Annotated in this window: 13 protein-coding genes; 7 read left to right on the top strand and 6 right to left on the bottom strand. The window is 42.2% G+C overall.

Annotated elements, in window-relative coordinates:
- Positions 1-66: 66 nt before the first annotated feature.
- The 3 genes from COR50_RS00910 to COR50_RS00900 all read right to left on the bottom strand — a co-directional run bounded on the left by COR50_RS00910 (position 67) and on the right by COR50_RS00900 (position 5,341).
- Complete coding sequence (locus COR50_RS00910) at positions 67-1,692, bottom strand: mechanosensitive ion channel family protein (RefSeq protein WP_098192223.1); 1,626 nt, start codon at positions 1,690-1,692, stop codon at positions 67-69.
- 265 nt (positions 1,693-1,957) lie between these two features.
- Positions 1,958-4,441, bottom strand: a complete 2,484-nt coding sequence (locus tag COR50_RS00905; RefSeq protein WP_098192222.1) for a glycoside hydrolase family 95 protein — start codon at positions 4,439-4,441, stop codon at positions 1,958-1,960.
- Between the two features lie 267 nt (positions 4,442-4,708).
- On the bottom strand, positions 4,709-5,341 hold the full coding sequence (locus COR50_RS00900) for a hypothetical protein (RefSeq protein WP_098192221.1): 633 nt from the start codon (positions 5,339-5,341) through the stop codon (positions 4,709-4,711).
- Positions 5,342-6,270: 929 nt separating this feature from the next.
- Here COR50_RS00900 and COR50_RS00895 point away from each other — a divergent pair.
- Positions 6,271-6,537 carry an HTH domain-containing protein gene (locus COR50_RS00895; RefSeq protein WP_098192220.1) on the top strand — a complete coding sequence of 89 codons (267 nt, stop codon included), beginning with the start codon at positions 6,271-6,273 and terminating at the stop codon, positions 6,535-6,537.
- Positions 6,538-6,866: 329 nt separating this feature from the next.
- Positions 6,867-8,255 (top strand): alpha-L-fucosidase, encoded by a 1,389-nt coding sequence (locus COR50_RS00890; protein ID WP_098192219.1) that lies wholly within the window; start codon positions 6,867-6,869, stop codon positions 8,253-8,255.
- Positions 8,256-8,541: 286 nt separating this feature from the next.
- Here COR50_RS00890 and COR50_RS00885 read toward each other — a convergent pair whose 3' ends face one another.
- Together COR50_RS00885 and COR50_RS00880 are read right to left on the bottom strand one after the other, a co-directional pair.
- Complete coding sequence (locus COR50_RS00885) at positions 8,542-9,273, bottom strand: tetratricopeptide repeat protein (protein ID WP_157760574.1); 732 nt, start codon at positions 9,271-9,273, stop codon at positions 8,542-8,544.
- Complete coding sequence (locus COR50_RS00880; RefSeq protein WP_098192217.1) at positions 9,270-9,851, bottom strand: RNA polymerase sigma factor; 582 nt, start codon at positions 9,849-9,851, stop codon at positions 9,270-9,272. The genes COR50_RS00885 and COR50_RS00880 overlap by 4 nt, the downstream gene beginning before the upstream one ends.
- Before the next feature lie 254 nt (positions 9,852-10,105).
- Between COR50_RS00880 and COR50_RS22205 the strand changes: the two genes are divergently transcribed.
- The 4 genes from COR50_RS22205 (at position 10,106) to COR50_RS00865 (ending at position 15,862) form a co-directional block, all read left to right on the top strand.
- Complete coding sequence (locus COR50_RS22205) at positions 10,106-10,318, top strand: hypothetical protein (protein ID WP_157760573.1); 213 nt, start codon at positions 10,106-10,108, stop codon at positions 10,316-10,318.
- Positions 10,319-10,469: 151 nt separating this feature from the next.
- The gene (locus COR50_RS00875; RefSeq protein WP_157760572.1) at positions 10,470-12,467 is read left to right on the top strand and encodes a DUF7849 domain-containing protein; all 1,998 of its coding nucleotides are present in this window, start codon (positions 10,470-10,472) and stop codon (positions 12,465-12,467) included.
- 61 nt (positions 12,468-12,528) lie between these two features.
- Positions 12,529-15,264, top strand: coding sequence for a CHAT domain-containing protein (locus COR50_RS00870; protein ID WP_098192215.1), 2,736 nt, complete (start codon positions 12,529-12,531; stop codon positions 15,262-15,264).
- A 382-nt stretch (positions 15,265-15,646) separates the two neighbouring features.
- On the top strand, positions 15,647-15,862 hold the full coding sequence (locus COR50_RS00865; RefSeq protein ID WP_098192214.1) for a hypothetical protein: 216 nt from the start codon (positions 15,647-15,649) through the stop codon (positions 15,860-15,862).
- A gap of 51 nt (positions 15,863-15,913) precedes the next feature.
- Here the strand turns inward: COR50_RS00865 and COR50_RS00860 are convergent, their stop codons facing one another.
- Positions 15,914-16,420: a MarR family winged helix-turn-helix transcriptional regulator gene (locus COR50_RS00860; RefSeq protein WP_098192213.1), complete on the bottom strand. Its 507-nt coding sequence runs from the start codon at positions 16,418-16,420 to the stop codon at positions 15,914-15,916.
- A 163-nt stretch (positions 16,421-16,583) separates the two neighbouring features.
- Here COR50_RS00860 and COR50_RS00855 point away from each other — a divergent pair, with 163 nt between their 5' ends.
- Complete coding sequence (locus tag COR50_RS00855) at positions 16,584-17,627, top strand: HlyD family secretion protein (protein ID WP_098192212.1); 1,044 nt, start codon at positions 16,584-16,586, stop codon at positions 17,625-17,627.

The raw sequence follows: 17,627 nt of genomic DNA, 5'->3' as shown, positions 1-17,627 counted from the left end.
ATCAATACTTCCATTGTACCCCATCTGTGACCATTTATTTTAACGCGGGTTTTTACTCGCGTTTTTTTATTCTGTCTTCTTCGTGATATGAATCTTAAATGTAGACGGTTCTCCTTTAGGACGGCTGTCTTCCGGCATGGCAGCAGTGTTACCATCCCTAAGGGCGGTATAATGTGGCGACATGATTTCTACGCCTGCTTCATTAAAGGTATCTTGGATGGATTGATGCAATAACGAGTAAGTCAAAGCCATTTTCGAAGCGTCATCCGTATAGGCATTTAATTGGTAAGAAGGATAATAATCTTCCAAGGACGTTTGTAATACGAACGGTTTCGGATCCGGTATGATGCCCTGGGTTTTCAACGCGGCATTTATCAACAAATCGTGAACTTGCCGCCAAGGTACATCATACCCGATAGTGACCGTGGTATGTAAAATTAAGCCCTTGCTTTCATGGCATGCCACTGTATAGTTGATGGTTTGCCCGCTTAGGATAATCGCATTTGGAATGGTGATTTCTTCGTTCTTGATCGTTCTCAAACGGGTAACTAATAATGTTTTTTCGATAACATCACCCATTACTTCACCGACCTTGATACGGTCACCTATTCTGAAAGGCCGCATATATGTTATAACAACCCCGGCAATCATGTTACTTATTGCAGAGGAAGAGCCCAGGGAGATCAGGATACCGAGAAATACGGAAACCCCTTGAAATACCTTGCTTTGTGAACCGGGTAAATAAGGAAATATTGCTACAAACATCAAGGTGTAAAGCAATACTTTTACAATCTTGAAAGTAGGTTGCGCCCAATCTGCATAAAAACCGTTAATTTTTAAGATGCCGCGCTCTACTTCCGTTGCCAGGAACTTTACAGCCCTTACAACGTACCTTGTAAACAAGTATATAACGAAGATCGTAAGTAAGTTAGGAATGTAATTTACGATGGCATGTAATATTTTCTTTATCGGCGCCACGACGTAATTGATTAGCTTTTCGGCTAATGGCTGCGTCCAGGGAAAAATGTTAAATAGTATCGGTAACGCAAAATAGATTGCGATCAATATAATCACCAGGCGCAGTAATTTTAAGGCCTGGCGGACTAATGCCCCTACCTTCCCAGGAGAAAGGATCGTGTAATTTCCGAGGGAAAAAGCCGGGTATTTCTGTTTTAATAAAAAGCGGTATAAAAACTTTCTAAAAAATCTGTTGATTAACCATATTAATAAGACGAGCCCGAGGATTACCGCCATGGCTTCTGCTATGAAAAGCAAGACGTTGCGGATATCCTTGAATTGTGCGTATTGATCCAGCTTACCTTTAATAGCATTGAAATAATTCTTTGCTAAAGATTCCCGGTCAAGATCATTTATCTGTGCATCTTCATCCGTAATTGTCATGATGGTGAGATCCTTATACCGGATACTGCTAAAGGCGCTGTCTTGTTGTAAATTGAGGTCATTTGCTTTGAAATTATTGATACCGTAAACCTTCTCTATACGGTTGCTGATTAGTTCCGCTCTTTCAGTAACGCTGATGTTGTTCGGGGCATAATTGATATAAAACAGCGTGTCATTCTCGAATAATACCGGGGCCCTTGATATTTGTTTCAAGCTGTCCTGCCCGAACCCGGCGATGCCGGTAAAAAGCAGCAGGAGGGATAAAATGTATCGACGTGTAATCATTTTCATAACTTCCTAATACTTACGGGGTATCAACAGGATACCTACCTGTTTAAGTAAATATAACAAGTTCTGCTATGCTAAGTTCATATACGGAGGTACCCATTGCGTAGATTTCCTGTTCGGGGCTATGAAATATTTGTAAACCAACGGTTAATGTGCTGGTGGTTCCCTTAGTAGCGGGGGTGTTTACCGGGTAGAACTTGTTAATCGATTGTAAATACAAAGCGGGATAAAAAACATTATCCCGCTAAAAAATATTGCTGACCCTGGATTAACGTTCAAATTCAGAGATAATTTTATAATGTTTTAATGATTGGGTCGGGAATGTAACGATCCTTGCATAAGGAACTTTTTTAGCCATGATCTCGTTATCCTCATCTATCACGTAAAAATTTTCCGGCAAGTAAAGGGAGCATTCATTTCCTTTTAGTGAATAAATATCTCCTTTTTGCAGTTGGCCATTTGCCCAGTTAAAGTCTAGCTGGAAGGCGCCGCGAGCCCTGAGGCCTTTAACACTTCCTGCCTGCCAGCTTGCCTGTGTTGGTAAAGCCGGTAATATACGTATAGTTTGATTTTTACCCTGGCTTTGAAGGAGCATTTCCGTGATGCCGGCCGTGCCTCCCAAGTTGCCATCAATTTGGAATGGGGGGTGGGCGCAGAATAGGTTGGCATAAGTGCCACCGCCAGAATATTGAATATGGTTGCCCGGAATAGCCACCGGATGCAAAAGTTGATGTAATAATTTCAAGGCATGATCTCCATCTCCTAACCTTGCCCAAAAGTTAATTTTCCACGCTTTCGACCAACCGGTACCACCATCGCCCCTTTGGCGTAATGTTTCTTTTACAGCCTTAGCTAGTTCCGGGGTATCCCAGGTAGTGATCTCATCATAGGGATGTAAACCGTAAAGATGTGATACATGCCTATGTTGGGGTTCCCCATCGGCCCAATCATCTAACCATTCATTTAAATCACCTGCTGCACCGATTTGATTGGGCGCTAATCGCGGGATGATATTTTTTAAACGCTCCGAAAATTTGCTGTCCACATTCAATATTGCCGCTGCTTGGATGGTATTGTTAAACAATTCCCGGCATATCTGCATGTCCATGGTAGGGCCCATGCAAGTTTGGCCTTTGAAGCCATTGGGCATAACATAAGTGTTTTCCGGCGAATTTGAAGGTGCGGTAACGAGCCAATGGTGTTTCGGTTCTTCGATGAGTATTGAAGAGAAAAACAGGGCTGCTTCTTTCAATACCGGGTAATATTTTTTTAAGAAATCAGTATCCCTTGTAAAATTATAATGTTCCCAGATATGCTCGGTCAACCAAGCGCCCCCGGTTAGGGTAGAGCCCCAACCGGCGCCTTCACCTGGAGCAGTGAAACCCCATGGATTGGCAATAACGTGCGCTACCCATCCCGGGGCATCGTAATAAGCTTTGGCAGTTTTCTTGCCCGGTTCCACGAGGGAGCGGGTAAATTCATGGAGTGGCAAAGTCAAATCGCCTAACCCGTTCGCTTCTGCTAGCCAATAATTCATCTGGATATTAATATTCAAATGGTAATCACCATTCCAAGGGGTTTGATATTCTTCGGCCCAAATTCCTTGCAAATTGGCTGGCAATGATCCGGGTAAAGAGCTTGAAATGAGCAGGTACCTGCCGAAGTTGTAATATAAAACGGGTAATTGCGGATCGTCGTTATTGTCGGCATACCTCACCAGTCTTTCAGGGGTAGATAATGCCCCGGTTCCGGGTTCGGAAGCATTCAATTTAAAGGAAGCTTTATCATAATAATATTTAAAACGGGAAAGGTGTTCAACAAATAGCTTGTCGAATGTTTCTTTGGATGCCTTTTTCACATCCCGCATCACTTGTGGCAGCGGCTTGGGCCCAGGTTTCGCCACGTTTTTAATATTGTAATCGGTTGCTGCCCCTATAATTAATAATACTTCATCTGCATTGGAAATCTCCAGCTTATCAGACACAACTTTAATTTGTCCGGACTTCAAGCTCGCTTTCAATACGCTGGCAAACTTCATCCCGGCTTTATCCCCGTTGGGAAGCTGGCCATCCAAGGTAACCTGGTTGCCGCTTGCACTAACCTTGGCATGTTCTTTCCTGTGCAGGCCCACCGTAAAATTGAGCGCCCCCTTTTCCGAGGCCTTTAATTTGATTGCAATCACTTTGGCAGGGATAGACGAAAAAATATCTTGTTGAAATTTAATGCCATCGCGTTCCCATGAAGTAATGACAATAGAGCTGTCGAGGTATAAATATCTTTTATAGTTAGTATATGCGTTAGTAGTGTCTTTCCAATCGATAAAACAATCGGCTAAAACTTGGTAACAGCCGTAAGGAACATTTGCCCCGTTACCAAATCCTGAACCTTGTCCCTTGGCAACGAAGTTTTTTTGCAATAAATCCTGTGCAGATTTGTTATCTCCTGCAATTAAATATTCCTGAATTTTGGCTAACGATTGATATGCATTTTCCCTATCAGGATCTTGAACCCCGCCCGACCATAATGTTTTTTCATTTAATACGATCCTATCATGGTTCGGGCCTCCAAATACCAAAGCTCCCAAGGATCCATTTCCTAATGGTAGCGCCTCGTAAAAATGTTGAGCCGGCTCTTTAAAAAATAATGTATTTGAAGGATCGATTTTTTGTTGTCCCCAAACAACGGGCGTACCAAAAACCGAGGTCGACAGGATCCAACAACTTAAAACTCTAATAGCATTTTTTATTTTCATAATAGGAAATTACCGATTGTAAATCAACCTGTTCTAAGATTTCAATATCTCCTACATACTATGAAAAATAATTTGAGATTCAAAATTTATGCCTGCCGGTTGTGTGTTGTGGGTTGTGGGATTTGGGATTTGGGATGTAGGATTTGGGATGTTGGATGTGGGTCGCGACCCACATCCGGCAGGGGGGAATTGAGGGTAAGGATTTAAACCAAAGCAATAGCTCAAAAAAAATCCGTGAAATCCCTAAATCCCCAAAAATCCGTGAACCTAGTTGATAATCTTTCCCTTCATCATATCCTGGATCACCACCTTGCTAAAATCTGATGCTAACCGAGAAGCGGAACCCGGATCAAAGGATTTTGTCTGTGCGGAATACAGTAATTTCTTATCAGACAAGTCATAAAAATTGGCTTCCAATACATAGTTGGTTGTCGTGGTATAATAGTAAGGATCATATACCCTGGAATACATCATATTATAAGACCACCAAAAGTTATTATAATAGCCCCAAAATGGCGAGTAATAATAATATCCGGGGGAATAATGCTTCTCCTTCGATTTATCGAGTAAAGGTATTACGAATGCACCATCGAAGCCATCTTCCCGCAATCGGGCAACGGCTTTTTCTTCATCCACTTTACGATCTTCAATCCTGGGGCCATATTGTTGGAAGGCCGTTACGGCATTGAATCCTTGCGCTTTTAATGCTTTTGCCATGGCAGTTTCCACGCTCACCCTGATATCTCGATCTTTATTCCCGGTTAGTGCCACGACTAATATTTTATCGTAATGTTTCAAGGTAACATCTTGGGCTTTCCAAGAAGAGGTAATCTCCGTGGTATTACAAGCAGAGATAGATAAGATGCATAATATGAAATATGCATAGATATACTTTTTCATAAAAAGATGATTGTAGGTTTTATGTTTATAACAATTGCAAGTTCGAATAGTTGCAAGGACGCTCTTGTTAAAATTGTATGGAGGGGAATCAGAAAATATTGATTTGCAAGTTATTACTATATTAATGGTTGTATGCTTTATATCAGTATCGATACGGGAACAATATTGCCGGGTATTCAAATCTTGCTGCCGGCATACGGAATATCAATTATTTTACTTAAATTAAGTAGTTGGTAGGTAGTAAGAAAATTTATGCGATCAAAATTCATGGGTTACTGTTGACTGCTGATCTATTGCAGTAGCATGTTGTAACTTTCAAAAATATCGACAATATGTCTAACATGGAATAACCCTAAAAATTTGGAATGATATCAAACTATTGTTTTTGGATGACCTTTTTACACCGAATATCAATGAATACGGGGTATGCCAGCTATTGATGAATTTGAAATTATTGGGACGACGCTACATTTTTAGTTGTATTAATTAATTACTTATACTGGCAGCTTTTATCTTAACTATGAAGCCATGCGTAACAATTAATACATCTATTATAGCAATGGGATGCATTGTCAATAATAATAAAATAATTTCGGAGTTGTAAACCTTAAAAACACAGTACTATGTTGCTTTTTAAAGGTGATTACTTGTTTGCTTTACAGGTTCGCACAGCTATTGTTCGGGCGGGTAATAAGCAGGGACTGCCGGCCATCATGCCATTGTTTGTAAGTTTACCACCCCCCGCTAAGCTTGTTTGAGTTATTGCCATGCCGCTGTTAATACACATTTGTTTTTTGTTATCCTAACCATTTTAAGGTGTGACCAACAGATTTTGCTTGTAATAATTCCAGTATCCGGTTATAATTTACCACCGGGTATAGCATCAGTAATTATCATTGTATCATCTATTCATTTAAGCCCCTTTTCTAATGCCAAAACGTTATTTTGAACGACTTCAAACCATTGACTACCTTATCCGTATTAAGGGTACCGGTAAACCAGGACAGCTAGCCAAACGACTAAGAATATCGGAGCGTACCTTGTACGAATTTCTGAAGATGATGAAGGACCTGGGAGCGCCGATCGAATATGATCGGTATAAGGAAAGTTATTTCTATGCTGAAAAAGGTGGATTCAATATGCGATTTACCAAGAGCCTCGTTGCTATGTTACTATTATTGGTACTCGCAATTTGATAAGGCCGGTTTTTTTTACATTGTTTTTGACCGTTATCGTTATACCGGGGCTATGGACCCAGGTACGCTACTGCTTACTTGTATAAGATATTAAGTGGGCGGCAATCATAACATACAAGACATAACTAGAAACTTTACAACTTATCATGGGCCCATCTAACTAGATATAGCAGGTAACCGGGATATTCCCGGGTATTTGCTTTTATCTTTTTTTACTGGGCTCTTATTTTCAATAAATTTCTCCTAGGATCAGGCAAAATCATACCAATTTATAATTCCCCGCTAATGTATTTTGCATATTCTTTTCATCACCATTATAAATGATCCACATGAAAACAAAACTTTGGCTACTTCTTGTATGTGTTTGTTTGAGCAGTTTTACCCGGTTGAATGCTCAGAAAAAGTTATTTAATGAAAGTGCGGCACAGAAAAAGGAACGGCTGGCCTGGTGGACATACGATCGTTTCGGGATGTTCATCCATTGGGGATTGTATGCCCTACCTGCCCGCCACGAATGGGTGAAAAACCGGGAACGGTTAACTAGCGACCAATACCAGAAATATTTCGAAATATTCAATCCAGATTTATATAATCCTACGGAATGGGCTAGAATGGCCAAAGCAGCGGGGATGAAATATGCAGTTTTAACAACCAAACACCACGAAGGGTTTTGCTTGTTCGATTCAAAATATACGGATTATACGGCGATGAATACACCTATTCATAAAGATCTTGTAAAAGAGTTCGTGGATGCCTTCAAAGCCGAGGGACTAAAAGTCGGATTTTATTATTCCCTGATCGATTGGCATCATCCCGATTTTACCGTAGATAGAAATCACCCGCAACGCACCAACAGCGATGAAGAGTATGAGAAGATGAACAAAGGCAAGGATATGGCTAAATACCGTGAATACCTGAAGAATCAAGTACGGGAGTTGTTGACGAATTACGGCAAGATCGACATTCTCTGGTTAGATTTCTCTTACCCCGGTAAGCATGGTAAGGGTAAAGATGATTGGGGTTCTATAGAATTAGTGAAGATGGTGCGCAAGTTGCAGCCTGGTATCATTATCAATGACAGGTTGGATCTCAAGGAATACGATGACGCATGGGATTTTATCACGCCTGAACAATACAAAGTTCCGGCATGGCCAACCGATGCAAACGGTAATAAGCTGTATTGGGAAACTTGCCAAACTTTTTCCGGCTCATGGGGGTATTACCGCGATGAGAATACTTGGAAGGATACGAAGCAATTGTTGGGATTGTTAATAGAATCGGTTAGTAAAGGTGGTAACTTATTGTTGAACGTGGGGCCGACAGCGAGGGGCATGTTCGATGAAAGGGCGCAATCTGCTTTAGCCGCGATGGGCGATTGGATGAAGTTTAATTCCCCTTCAATTTACGGTTGTACGCAGGCGCCGGATAAATTCAACAAGGTTGATAATGCTTTATTGACATATAATCCCAAGACGAACCGCCTATATGTACACTTGCTGGATTACCCGTTAAACCTGTTGAACCTGCCCGGATATAAAGGGAAAGTGAAATATGCACAGTTTTTACACGATAATTCGGAGATCAAAATGACGGAAGGTTCCGGGCATTGGGATAAGAATAGCAGTTACCAAGAAGGGGATGTAAAATTATTATTACCTGTCCAAAAGCCGAACCAGGTGATACCCGTTATAGAGTTGATCTTGGAAGACGGGAAATAGGTACCCGGTATAAAGATTTATTACTTGTTGATATAAGCCACTTCTGTTTGCAGGGGTGGCTTTTTAACGCCTTTGGCTAAACGAAGAAAAAAATTGGCCAATGTATTAAACAAATATTTGTCCTTCCCTGTTAATGTATCGTACTGAAGCCATAATTGAATAAGAACACCCCCGGGATGCAAGCCATCATTTCGGGATAAAATAACTGTAGACGTGGAATATGAAATGGCCGGGCTCTTCGTGGGCCGGCCTTTTCATGTACTCCCGGATTTTGAAGCCGGGAGTTTTATTTTAACTCCTTTAATAATCTTTGTGCTTTGAAATAATTGCCTGCATTTTCAGGAATCTTGGCCAACCACTCTTTACATTTTTCACGATCTTTCTGTTTGAGGTAACTTAAAGCAATGTAGAATGCCCCTTCATATTTGAAGATGGACTCACCGTTATAGATAATCAACAAGTCCGCCCTGGCAGTCTCATACTGCTTATTTTCCAGGAAAGAAACACCCCTGTGGTAGCGTGCGAAAGCATCTTCCGGATCTTTAGCTAAGAGATTCGATAAAAAGGGGATGGCCTTGGCATATTGCCCGTCATTATAAAAATTTTCAGCAGCTTCGAGATCATTATTGCTTTCGATGCCCCTTTCCGTGGCGCTGATCATATGCGTAGGTGGAAATTCCTTGGTAATATCTTTTTGCCATGGCGACCAGAAAAGTAAACCCGCGATAACGGCAGCAGTAGCAAAAGCCGATATTACGTAGCCTTTGGCGGTTTTAATAGAAGCTTTCTTATGGGAGAAATATAAATCCCTTCGTGCTGCAAGGTGTTTTTGCAGCTGCTCCCGGTTTTCATCCGGTTTCAAGAACTGGCGTAACTCTGCCTGTGCGGCTTGCCACTCTTCCAAGGCCGCTTTTAATTCGGGTTCAGCCGCTATTCTTTCCAGGAACTCCTCTTTTTCTTGCGAGGGCATCGTACCTGAAAGGTATTGATCTATTAATTCAAAATCCTGTTCATTCATGATAATCCCCATTTAGCGTAATTTTCTTTCACGGCAGCGATGAGCTCTGCCATGCAAGTAGATTTCTTTTTCCGCAGGTAACCGTAAGTTACCCCGAGGTCGGAAGCAATTTCTTCCTGGGTTTTCGGGCCCATCGAGAGCGTCAATATTTCCTTGCAACGGGCGCCCAATTTTTGAAACATCGCTTTGAATAGTAAATTTTTTTGGGCATCCAGCCAAGTTTGCTCCGCTTGTTGAAAAGCATCCTCACCGATATTATATTGCTCATCAATATCGATTGTTACCCCTTTTCTACCCTTTTTTTTCAATTCATTCATCCATTTTCTTTTACAGATAAGCAAAATATATGGTTCAAATGGGCAGGTGAGTTGTAAATGTTTATATTTACCCTGGTTGTAAATATCGATCAGGGCTTCTTGAAATATATCGGCAGCATCATCGATAGTGCCATTATTCTGAAGTATATAGCTCTTTACCTTTTGAGAAAATTCATTATAAATTTCCTGTATGATCTCTGTATCGTTCTGCAATAGCCCCTCCACGTATCTCTGGTCAGCATGAATCACTTTTTCCGCCATGATCTATTGTAATTTATTGAGGTTGTTTTACTTAAGCAGGTACCCCCGGTTGGTACCGGGTGACTAACTGCACTTAAAGATAGGGTATTATTTAAAAATTGAGTCCCCCCGGAAAGTTTCAACAGCCCCTTAAACGAATCGTAAACTTTTCTATCTAAGTTCCAATTCTTCCAACTATAGAGGTAACAAATGGAAGTCCCTGTTGATATAAGTATGTACGGTACCCGGTTGTTCATACTGTAAAACTATTTTTTATGCACCTAGTAGGATTCACACTCGTATGTTGTTTGCTGTTTATAGTAACAGTAAACTTTATCAGGATGAAACAAAGTATGAAACCTGGCGATGATGCCGGTGAAAACCTCACAAATGCCTTGCCAAGCCCGCAAAATGGACGGCAAGATGACAAAATTAAAACGATTCAGCGCAAGGAATCAACTATTCCAACGGAAGAATTGGTATGTTGAAGGTTTATATCGGTATAAATATCAAAATGTTATAGCATATTGGGAATTGAAAAAGAATAATGTATCTTTCTTTTATGGTTGGTTCCGGCAAGCACCAACCATTTATTCCCAAAACGATCTAACATTCCTTTCAACCAAAATTCATGATGAAATGATCCGGTTTATTTCATTGATATCCTTATTTCTAGCTTATGTGCTGCCTAGCGGCGCCCAGGGGCTTGGTGTGCCGGCTCATGATACGCTCCCGGCGCAAATTATTTTGCAACAAGAAGGTAACCGCGTGCAATTGAAGCCCGGACTAAGGCCTTTAAGACAAGTTGCCGGTGCGCCGGAAGCTTTTTATACTTATTTCTGGGAATTAGGCGATGGTTCGTTTAGCTTTGATAAAGAGCCTTTACATCAATATAAAGATACCGGTGAATTTGATATCAGGTTGTATGCTACCAATAATTATGATGATGGTAAGCCCCCGAAAAGTAAACCCCGCCGTATCAAAGTTAAAAAAAGGACTTTTCTCGCGGATGCGTCTACAGGTTCCCATTTCTTTAAGTCTGGTGGCTCCATTGAAATGAAGATCAACCGTATGCCCAGGCCCGGGGAAGACTTGGTGGCTATTATCGGTTACAGGAATAAGGCGGAAAATGATTTATCCAACCTGGAAGGAAGCCTGTTGCTGTTTTATAACGAGAAACAATTCAAGCAGAAAAATTTTGAACTCGCCGATGCAAGGGCTTATCACGGCGAGAAAAGCACGTCGGTAGATTCTATTCTCACCGCGATGGAAAATACATCCGCACAGAATTTTTATGCTGTTAACGGCCCTAGCGAGTCGCGGCTGATCGATCCCGGGTATAAAGAGCAATTCATCCAACTTTTAGCTTCGAAACAGGCCATGTACAGCGCCCAGCAAGCCTGGAACATCAAAAATATCGCGGCAGGGGAGGAAAAATTCATGTTCCTCACTTTGAATACTTTACCCGGAATGATCAAGGACACGAATGCGGTTGTTACCGTTAGCGCTGTTTTTGTACCAACAGATCTCAGTTTGCCCCTGGAACAGTTTGACCTTGAAATGCAGATCGTGGCCTCCCACGATCCCAACAAGATGCAATTGAAGCACCGTTGGATGAACTACCGCTTCGTAAGGAAAAACAAGGAATTAACTTATAAAGTAAGATTTCAGAATACGGGCGCCGGCCCAGCCAAGTTGGTGAAAGTAGGGGTAAAGGTGCCCGGAATGTTAAGCGCTGCTTCCTTGGAATTAGTGGATTATTCTCCCCGTTGTGTTCCTTGCGACTCCGCATATCAAAATCAAAGCTGTATAGATACCTTGATCAGGAAAGACAGCGTGTACTTCGTATTCAAAAATATTTACTTACCCGGCATGCAACAAGATGGGGTATCCGATAAAGATTCCACGCAGGGCTTCGTGAAATATAAAGTAAAGTTTAACAAGGAACTAAAAAAGCTGCCTTTCTACAGCCAAGCAGCTATCATTTTTGATAAAAATGAACCCGTGATTACCAACCGCTCGTACGGCAGATTTAAACCCGGCTTGTCTTTAGCGGCCATCGCCGGTTTTGGAAATTTGCGTATGAAGGACAGCGGGCAGGTTAATTCGAATCGACAAATTACCTTGGGCGCCGCTTTATCGCCTTTTGCTCCTTACCGCCTGTATTGGCAAGTAGAAGCGTATTTGAATGTGCACCAAAAACAAACGGATTTTAAGGGTTTTGTTGATGGTGGCAGAGACACGACGATTGGTACGGGTAAATACGTAATTATCAGCCGGGAGATTTACGAAGAACAGAAAATACTTTCGGCGGATATCGTTCCTATACACTTACGGTACAATGTTAATAAATTCCTCGGCCTCGGCGCCGGGGCGATGATGTCATTGACCTTATCCGATAAATTAACCCCGAAAAATGATATACTGGTGGCGGAACCAAACAACCCTGTCAACAGTTTTACCGTCACGAGCCGTGGAACTAGTGTCAATAAAGGCTTGGATTACTGGGGAACCGCTATCTTCGGTGATGTTAACCTGGGGCTCGTCCGGCAAGGTCCCGCATTAGGAATCCGGTACATCCAATACCTCGATGAACGGCAAGGCAGGTGGTTCTTTTATGGAACCTTCCGATTTTAATTATCTTTATCGGAAGATACAATCCCTTAACCAGGGAAGATTCCAATAAAGAGAATTATTTATGCATAAAATTTTATCATCCTACACCTTATTGGTTTTTTTGATTTTAGGATCGATTAACGTTTATGCATATACGAATGAATCCGATTCCATACCGTCATTACTACAAAAAGACCTGGATCATCTTCGCTCTGAAGATGATCTTGAACAGTGGCTGTACATGCGGATGGACTATGCGGCCAATAAGCCGTCTGAACGGATCAAGTATTTAATGGAAACAGCGGAAGCAGCCTGGCGGCAGCCTAAAAATGAATATGAAAGACAAGCTTGGTTAGATTTATTGATGTATCAAGGGTATTACCAACTTCAATTGGGGCGAATCATTCCTTCTATCAAAGCTTACGAAGCTGCTTACAGTTATTATTTTGATGACCCCATTCCCGGGAATGATATCGTTGAGTTTTTGCTTAAACCTTTAGGGAATAATTATACGCGTTTGGGCGACTACCGCCGGGCAGAATTTATTACGAGGAAAAGTCTTACCATGGCTATTGAATCGGGAGAAGATGATAAGATAGCAGCTTCCTGCTGTAACCTGGCCATTGTGGCTTTAACGCAAGAACAGTTAGATACTGCCAAGGTATATGCTAAGATGGGCGTAGCATATGCTGAAAATTATCCCCCTTTAAACGGGTTGTTACATTCCTTGATGGCGAATATTTACGAACATGCCGGGGAGCTGGAAGAAGCGGGAAATTATGCAAGGCTCGCGGTACAAATTATGGAACATGCTAGCGCCGAAGGGGATCATGACCATGCTTACCGTTTAAGCGCCGCCTATGAAGCCCAGGGGAATATCGCGATGGCCAGGCAACAATGGAAGTTGGCAAGAATACTTTATGGAAAAGCTTACCAGGTATTGATCAATGCTTATCCCGAACAAAGGAAAAGGGAACAAGCACGCTTATTAGTAAGTAAAGCGCAGGTGGCTTTGGCATCGGGAGATGTGCAGATGTCATTATCTGATTTTAATAAGGCCCTGCAAGTTTTATTGCCGAGGATGCAGCTTGCCGGGAAGCCCCGTAGTTCGGACTTGTACGGGGATTTTACATTAGTGGATGCGCTGGTAGGTAAGGCAAAGTGTTTGTACGAAATACACGATAAAAGAAATGCGTTAAACTATTATTTGCTGAGCTACAGCGTAGAGCAAAAACTTCACCGCGCCTATGCGAGTCGTGATATGCGTTTACTGCACCAACAGGAAAGTTTGGATTTAGCCGCAGCGGCCATGAAAACGGCGTATGAATTATGGCAAGAAACTGCTGATACGAAGTTTTTATCTAATATGTTGCAGGTCAGCGAATGGACAAAGGCGCAGTCCTTGCGGGAGGAAATAGATGCCGCTATCCGGCAAAGCCAACTAGATCAAAGAGATAGCCTGGTAGCATCCCAACAACAACTATTAAGGGCCATCGCCTACCATGAAAAAGAACTGGCTACCTCCGGGAATGACCTGGATCAACTCCAGCAAACGGTTGAAGGTTTGAATTTTCAACTAGCCCTGGTACAGGCTGAACTGGAGAAAAAGTATCCACATTTCGCGCAGCAGAAATACTTGGACAAAACTTTTTCCGCCGCTGAATTATGTAGTAAGATTCCAAAGCGCGTTACGGCTATAACTTATTTCGCGGATGCCAACTATTTGTACACGATCATGTTGAACCGGCAGGGCATTCAGCAGGTTATACGGCAAGATAGCAGCCAGGGAAAGTTGCAGTATGCCAAGGATTTTATGCAGCGGTATTTCAGATCCGGCATTTCCGCTATGATTTCATATCCCAAGCGGTATTACCAAGACGCCTACCATTTGTATCGATGGTTAATAGAACCCTTACATATCCGGCCCGGGCAAGCGCTCTTGATCGTTCCGGCAGGAAGTATCGGTTATTTGCCATTCGATGCGCTCATTACCAGGGAAGGCTTAGCTGATAATATCACGGAATGGCCCTACCTGCTAAAAGAACATTCTTATTCTATCGCTTATTCATTACAAACATGGGTACAGCAACAAGAACTGCCTTTAGCAGGAGAAAACGAGGTGACGGGCTTTTTTGTTAACGAAGGCCGCGAAGCCAGGGAATTACCGGCCGTAGTAAAAGAAAGGAACTTGTTGGAAGAAGTGGCCGTGGGAACTTACCTGGGGGATACCGCCGCCAACATCAAGCAGTTTAAAAAATTATTGACAAAAGCACAAATCCTGCACATCAGTACGCATGCTTACTTGGAAGGAGAGCCGCCGATGCCGGTATTACAGATGTCCGATGATAAATTTTATTGGTTCGAATTATTCCAGTATAAATTTCAACCGGGCTTGGTGGTACTCAGCGCCTGTAAAACAGGTGATGGTATGTTGGCAGAAGGGGAAGGGATCATTAGTTTGGCAAGGGAATTTGCGGCCGCGGGGGCTGCCGGGGTTGTAGCGGGGTTATGGAATGTAAATGATGAAGCGGGCGCCGCTATGGTCGCGTCATTTTACAAAAACTTATCGCGGGAATCGAAGCCTTACCTGGCCTTGCACCGGGCAAAATTGAGCTGGTTGCAAGAACACCGGGAAGATCCGGGTTTGCAGATGCCCTATTTTTGGTCGGTATTAACCTATGCCGGGCATTACCATGATGTTCCGTTGATGAAACATCTTCCTTGGTACCAACGGTATTGGCATGTTGGTGTAGCATTGATCATCCTGCTTGCAGTGTTAACCTGGTATTTTTACCGCTACCGCCGAAAACATTTATAAGATCTCCTTGTTATGAAAATAGAAGCAGCAATCTATTTCATACTTAAAAAACATTGTTGTCGGACTAAAAATGCTTTAAATGTACTTTAATTCCTTACCTGTTCAAGGATATAAGCGAAGGATGATACATTCACCCCCGCCAAGAAAACCGTGGAACTTCGCACCGTTGATAGCGAAGGGTAGTTTGGGCATACAGTAGTAGAAAGGCCAGATCGAGCGATCAAATTGGTGGCCGTAATGGCCAATTTGTGCCCTTTTTGGGTACTCGTATGTTTGAAAAGTACAAGAAACGAGCAGATGAACATTGAATCGAACTATTGAGGGATCAAATTGCTCCCCGGTTAAAATTTAGTAGGACAACAATGCTTAAAAATTGTGAATCATGACCTGGGAATCACGAACAACGCCCATCAAGGAACTGATGCAGAAGTTAGATGCATTATCCGGGAAGTTGGATCAAATCATCGATAATTTAGACAAACCTTATGCAGCCGCCATTATGCACACATCTGTCGATCATGATGCATGGGTAGATTGCTGGAAAAAATATTTTAATAACCAAGAAAACCTATCGCCTTCTAATATCTTACGCGAGTAGTTTCTTTGAAGTAAATAGGGTGGGATATTTCATAACGTGATACCAGGTACCTTACTGGCTGTCTTGATCCGTGGTATCGGTATTAAAGCAAGCCGGGTGTATTTCTTTCACCAATTTCGTGAGGATTTCCCTCAATCTTTCAGCATCTGTTTTACCGATAATTTGGGCATAATAATTTTCAATTTCACGAACACATTTGCTGGCCGCGATCAGTAACTCTTTTCCCTTACCGGTTAAGAAAATGACGGTAGCGCGGTTATCCGTTTCATGTTTCTGGGTATAAATATAGCCGCCGGCTTCCAAGTTCTTAGCCACTTTACTCATAGCCTGCTTGGTAATCTTGGCTTTCTTTGCCAATTCGTTATTGATAATGCCTTCCAGCTTCATATTGGCTAATAATGCCATGTCCCCGATCTTAAAATCGGTATAACCCAATTCCTGCAAACGCTCGTTTAAACGGTTGTCCAGGTCCTTTTTAGTAATACTTAACAGTTTGACTAATAGTCTGCTACGACCTATTGTTAACTGCCTTATTTGCTCATCTAGTGTCTCTTGCATGAGTGGAACCTCCTTTGTTTTAATAAATCAATCGAACATTGGGGCTGTAAACCAAATAAAATCCCAACATTTTTACAAAATTAAAATATTATTAAAAAATAGTCAACTTATTTGTCTTTATAGTAAACCTAGTTTACCTTTGCCCTCGAAATTAAACATAAACATGGAAACGACACATCAAAATCCTCGCAAGGGGAAACTGGTAGTACGGATCATCTTCGTATTAATTGTAATTGGTGGAGCTGCATTTGGAATCAAGGAATGGATGTATGCTCGTCATCATGAAACCACCGATAATGCCCAGGTTGAAGGGCATGCCGCCCCGGTAATTTCCAGGGTGTCCGGTTATGTGAAAGCATTGAATGTTCAAGATTATGGTACGGTGAAGGCTGGTGATACCCTGTTAGTAATTGACGATACGGAATATAAAATCGCATTACAACAAGCGGAAGCCGATCTTCAGCAAGCCCATGCTGACTTGCTTTCTGCCAAAGCGAACCAGGCCAACACGGTCGCTAACCTCAAAGTAGCGCAAACCAATGCGCAGGTAGCTTTAGTAAAGAAAAACAAATCAACCGCCGATCTGAAACGCGACCAGAGCTTGTTTGATGATCAGGCCATTACCAACCGTCAACTAGACGATACCAAGGCTATGAGCTTGACGAATGATAAGCAATACCAAGCCTCTTTGGATCAAGTTGACCTGGCCCGCTCCGGTATCGAAGTGGCTGCTACCAAGGTGAAACAAGCCGAGGCTATCGTGGCCAGCAAGGAAGCTGCCGTGGAGCAAGCGAAACTGAAACTGACTTACACGCATATCACTGGTAATATCAGCGGTAAAATCGGTAGAAAAATGTTGGAAACCGGGCAATATGTCCAGGCGGGACAAAGCCTCTTTACCATCGTAGATAATAACGGTTTCTATATCGTGGCAAACTTCAAAGAAACCCAGTTGGATAATATCTCCATCGGTCAAGAAGCCGAAATAGAGATCGATAGCTATCCCGGTCTGAAACTTACCGGTCATGTAACGGATATTTCCCGCGCAACCGGCGCTAAGTTTTCCCTCCTCCCTCCCGATAATGCTACGGGTAATTTTGTGAAAATCGTGCAACGTGTCCCTGTAAAGATCGCTATCGACAATGTTGATCAATACCTGGATAAATTACGCTCCGGTTTGAGTGTTTTCGTTGCCTTAAAATATTAA

Source organism: Chitinophaga caeni, assembly GCF_002557795.1.
Lineage (GTDB): Bacteria > Bacteroidota > Bacteroidia > Chitinophagales > Chitinophagaceae > Chitinophaga > Chitinophaga caeni.
The sequence above is the reverse complement of the archived record's forward strand: the minus strand, read 5'-3'. Positions and strand labels throughout refer to the sequence as shown.

Coding starts and splice junctions, on each gene's coding strand:
- COR50_RS00865 (WP_098192214.1), top strand. CDS start 15,647: ATGACCTGGGAATCACGAACAACGCCCATCAAGGAACTGATGCAGAAG.
- COR50_RS00880 (WP_098192217.1), bottom strand. CDS start 9,851: ATGGCGGAAAAAGTGATTCATGCTGACCAGAGATACGTGGAGGGGCTA.
- COR50_RS22205 (WP_157760573.1), top strand. CDS start 10,106: ATGCACCTAGTAGGATTCACACTCGTATGTTGTTTGCTGTTTATAGTA.
- COR50_RS00860 (WP_098192213.1), bottom strand. CDS start 16,420: ATGCAAGAGACACTAGATGAGCAAATAAGGCAGTTAACAATAGGTCGT.
- COR50_RS00875 (WP_157760572.1), top strand. CDS start 10,470: ATGATCCGGTTTATTTCATTGATATCCTTATTTCTAGCTTATGTGCTG.
- COR50_RS00885 (WP_157760574.1), bottom strand. CDS start 9,273: ATGAATGAACAGGATTTTGAATTAATAGATCAATACCTTTCAGGTACG.
- COR50_RS00895 (WP_098192220.1), top strand. CDS start 6,271: ATGCCAAAACGTTATTTTGAACGACTTCAAACCATTGACTACCTTATC.
- COR50_RS00900 (WP_098192221.1), bottom strand. CDS start 5,341: ATGAAAAAGTATATCTATGCATATTTCATATTATGCATCTTATCTATC.
- COR50_RS00855 (WP_098192212.1), top strand. CDS start 16,584: ATGGAAACGACACATCAAAATCCTCGCAAGGGGAAACTGGTAGTACGG.
- COR50_RS00890 (WP_098192219.1), top strand. CDS start 6,867: ATGAAAACAAAACTTTGGCTACTTCTTGTATGTGTTTGTTTGAGCAGT.
- COR50_RS00870 (WP_098192215.1), top strand. CDS start 12,529: ATGCATAAAATTTTATCATCCTACACCTTATTGGTTTTTTTGATTTTA.
- COR50_RS00910 (WP_098192223.1), bottom strand. CDS start 1,692: ATGAAAATGATTACACGTCGATACATTTTATCCCTCCTGCTGCTTTTT.
- COR50_RS00905 (WP_098192222.1), bottom strand. CDS start 4,441: ATGAAAATAAAAAATGCTATTAGAGTTTTAAGTTGTTGGATCCTGTCG.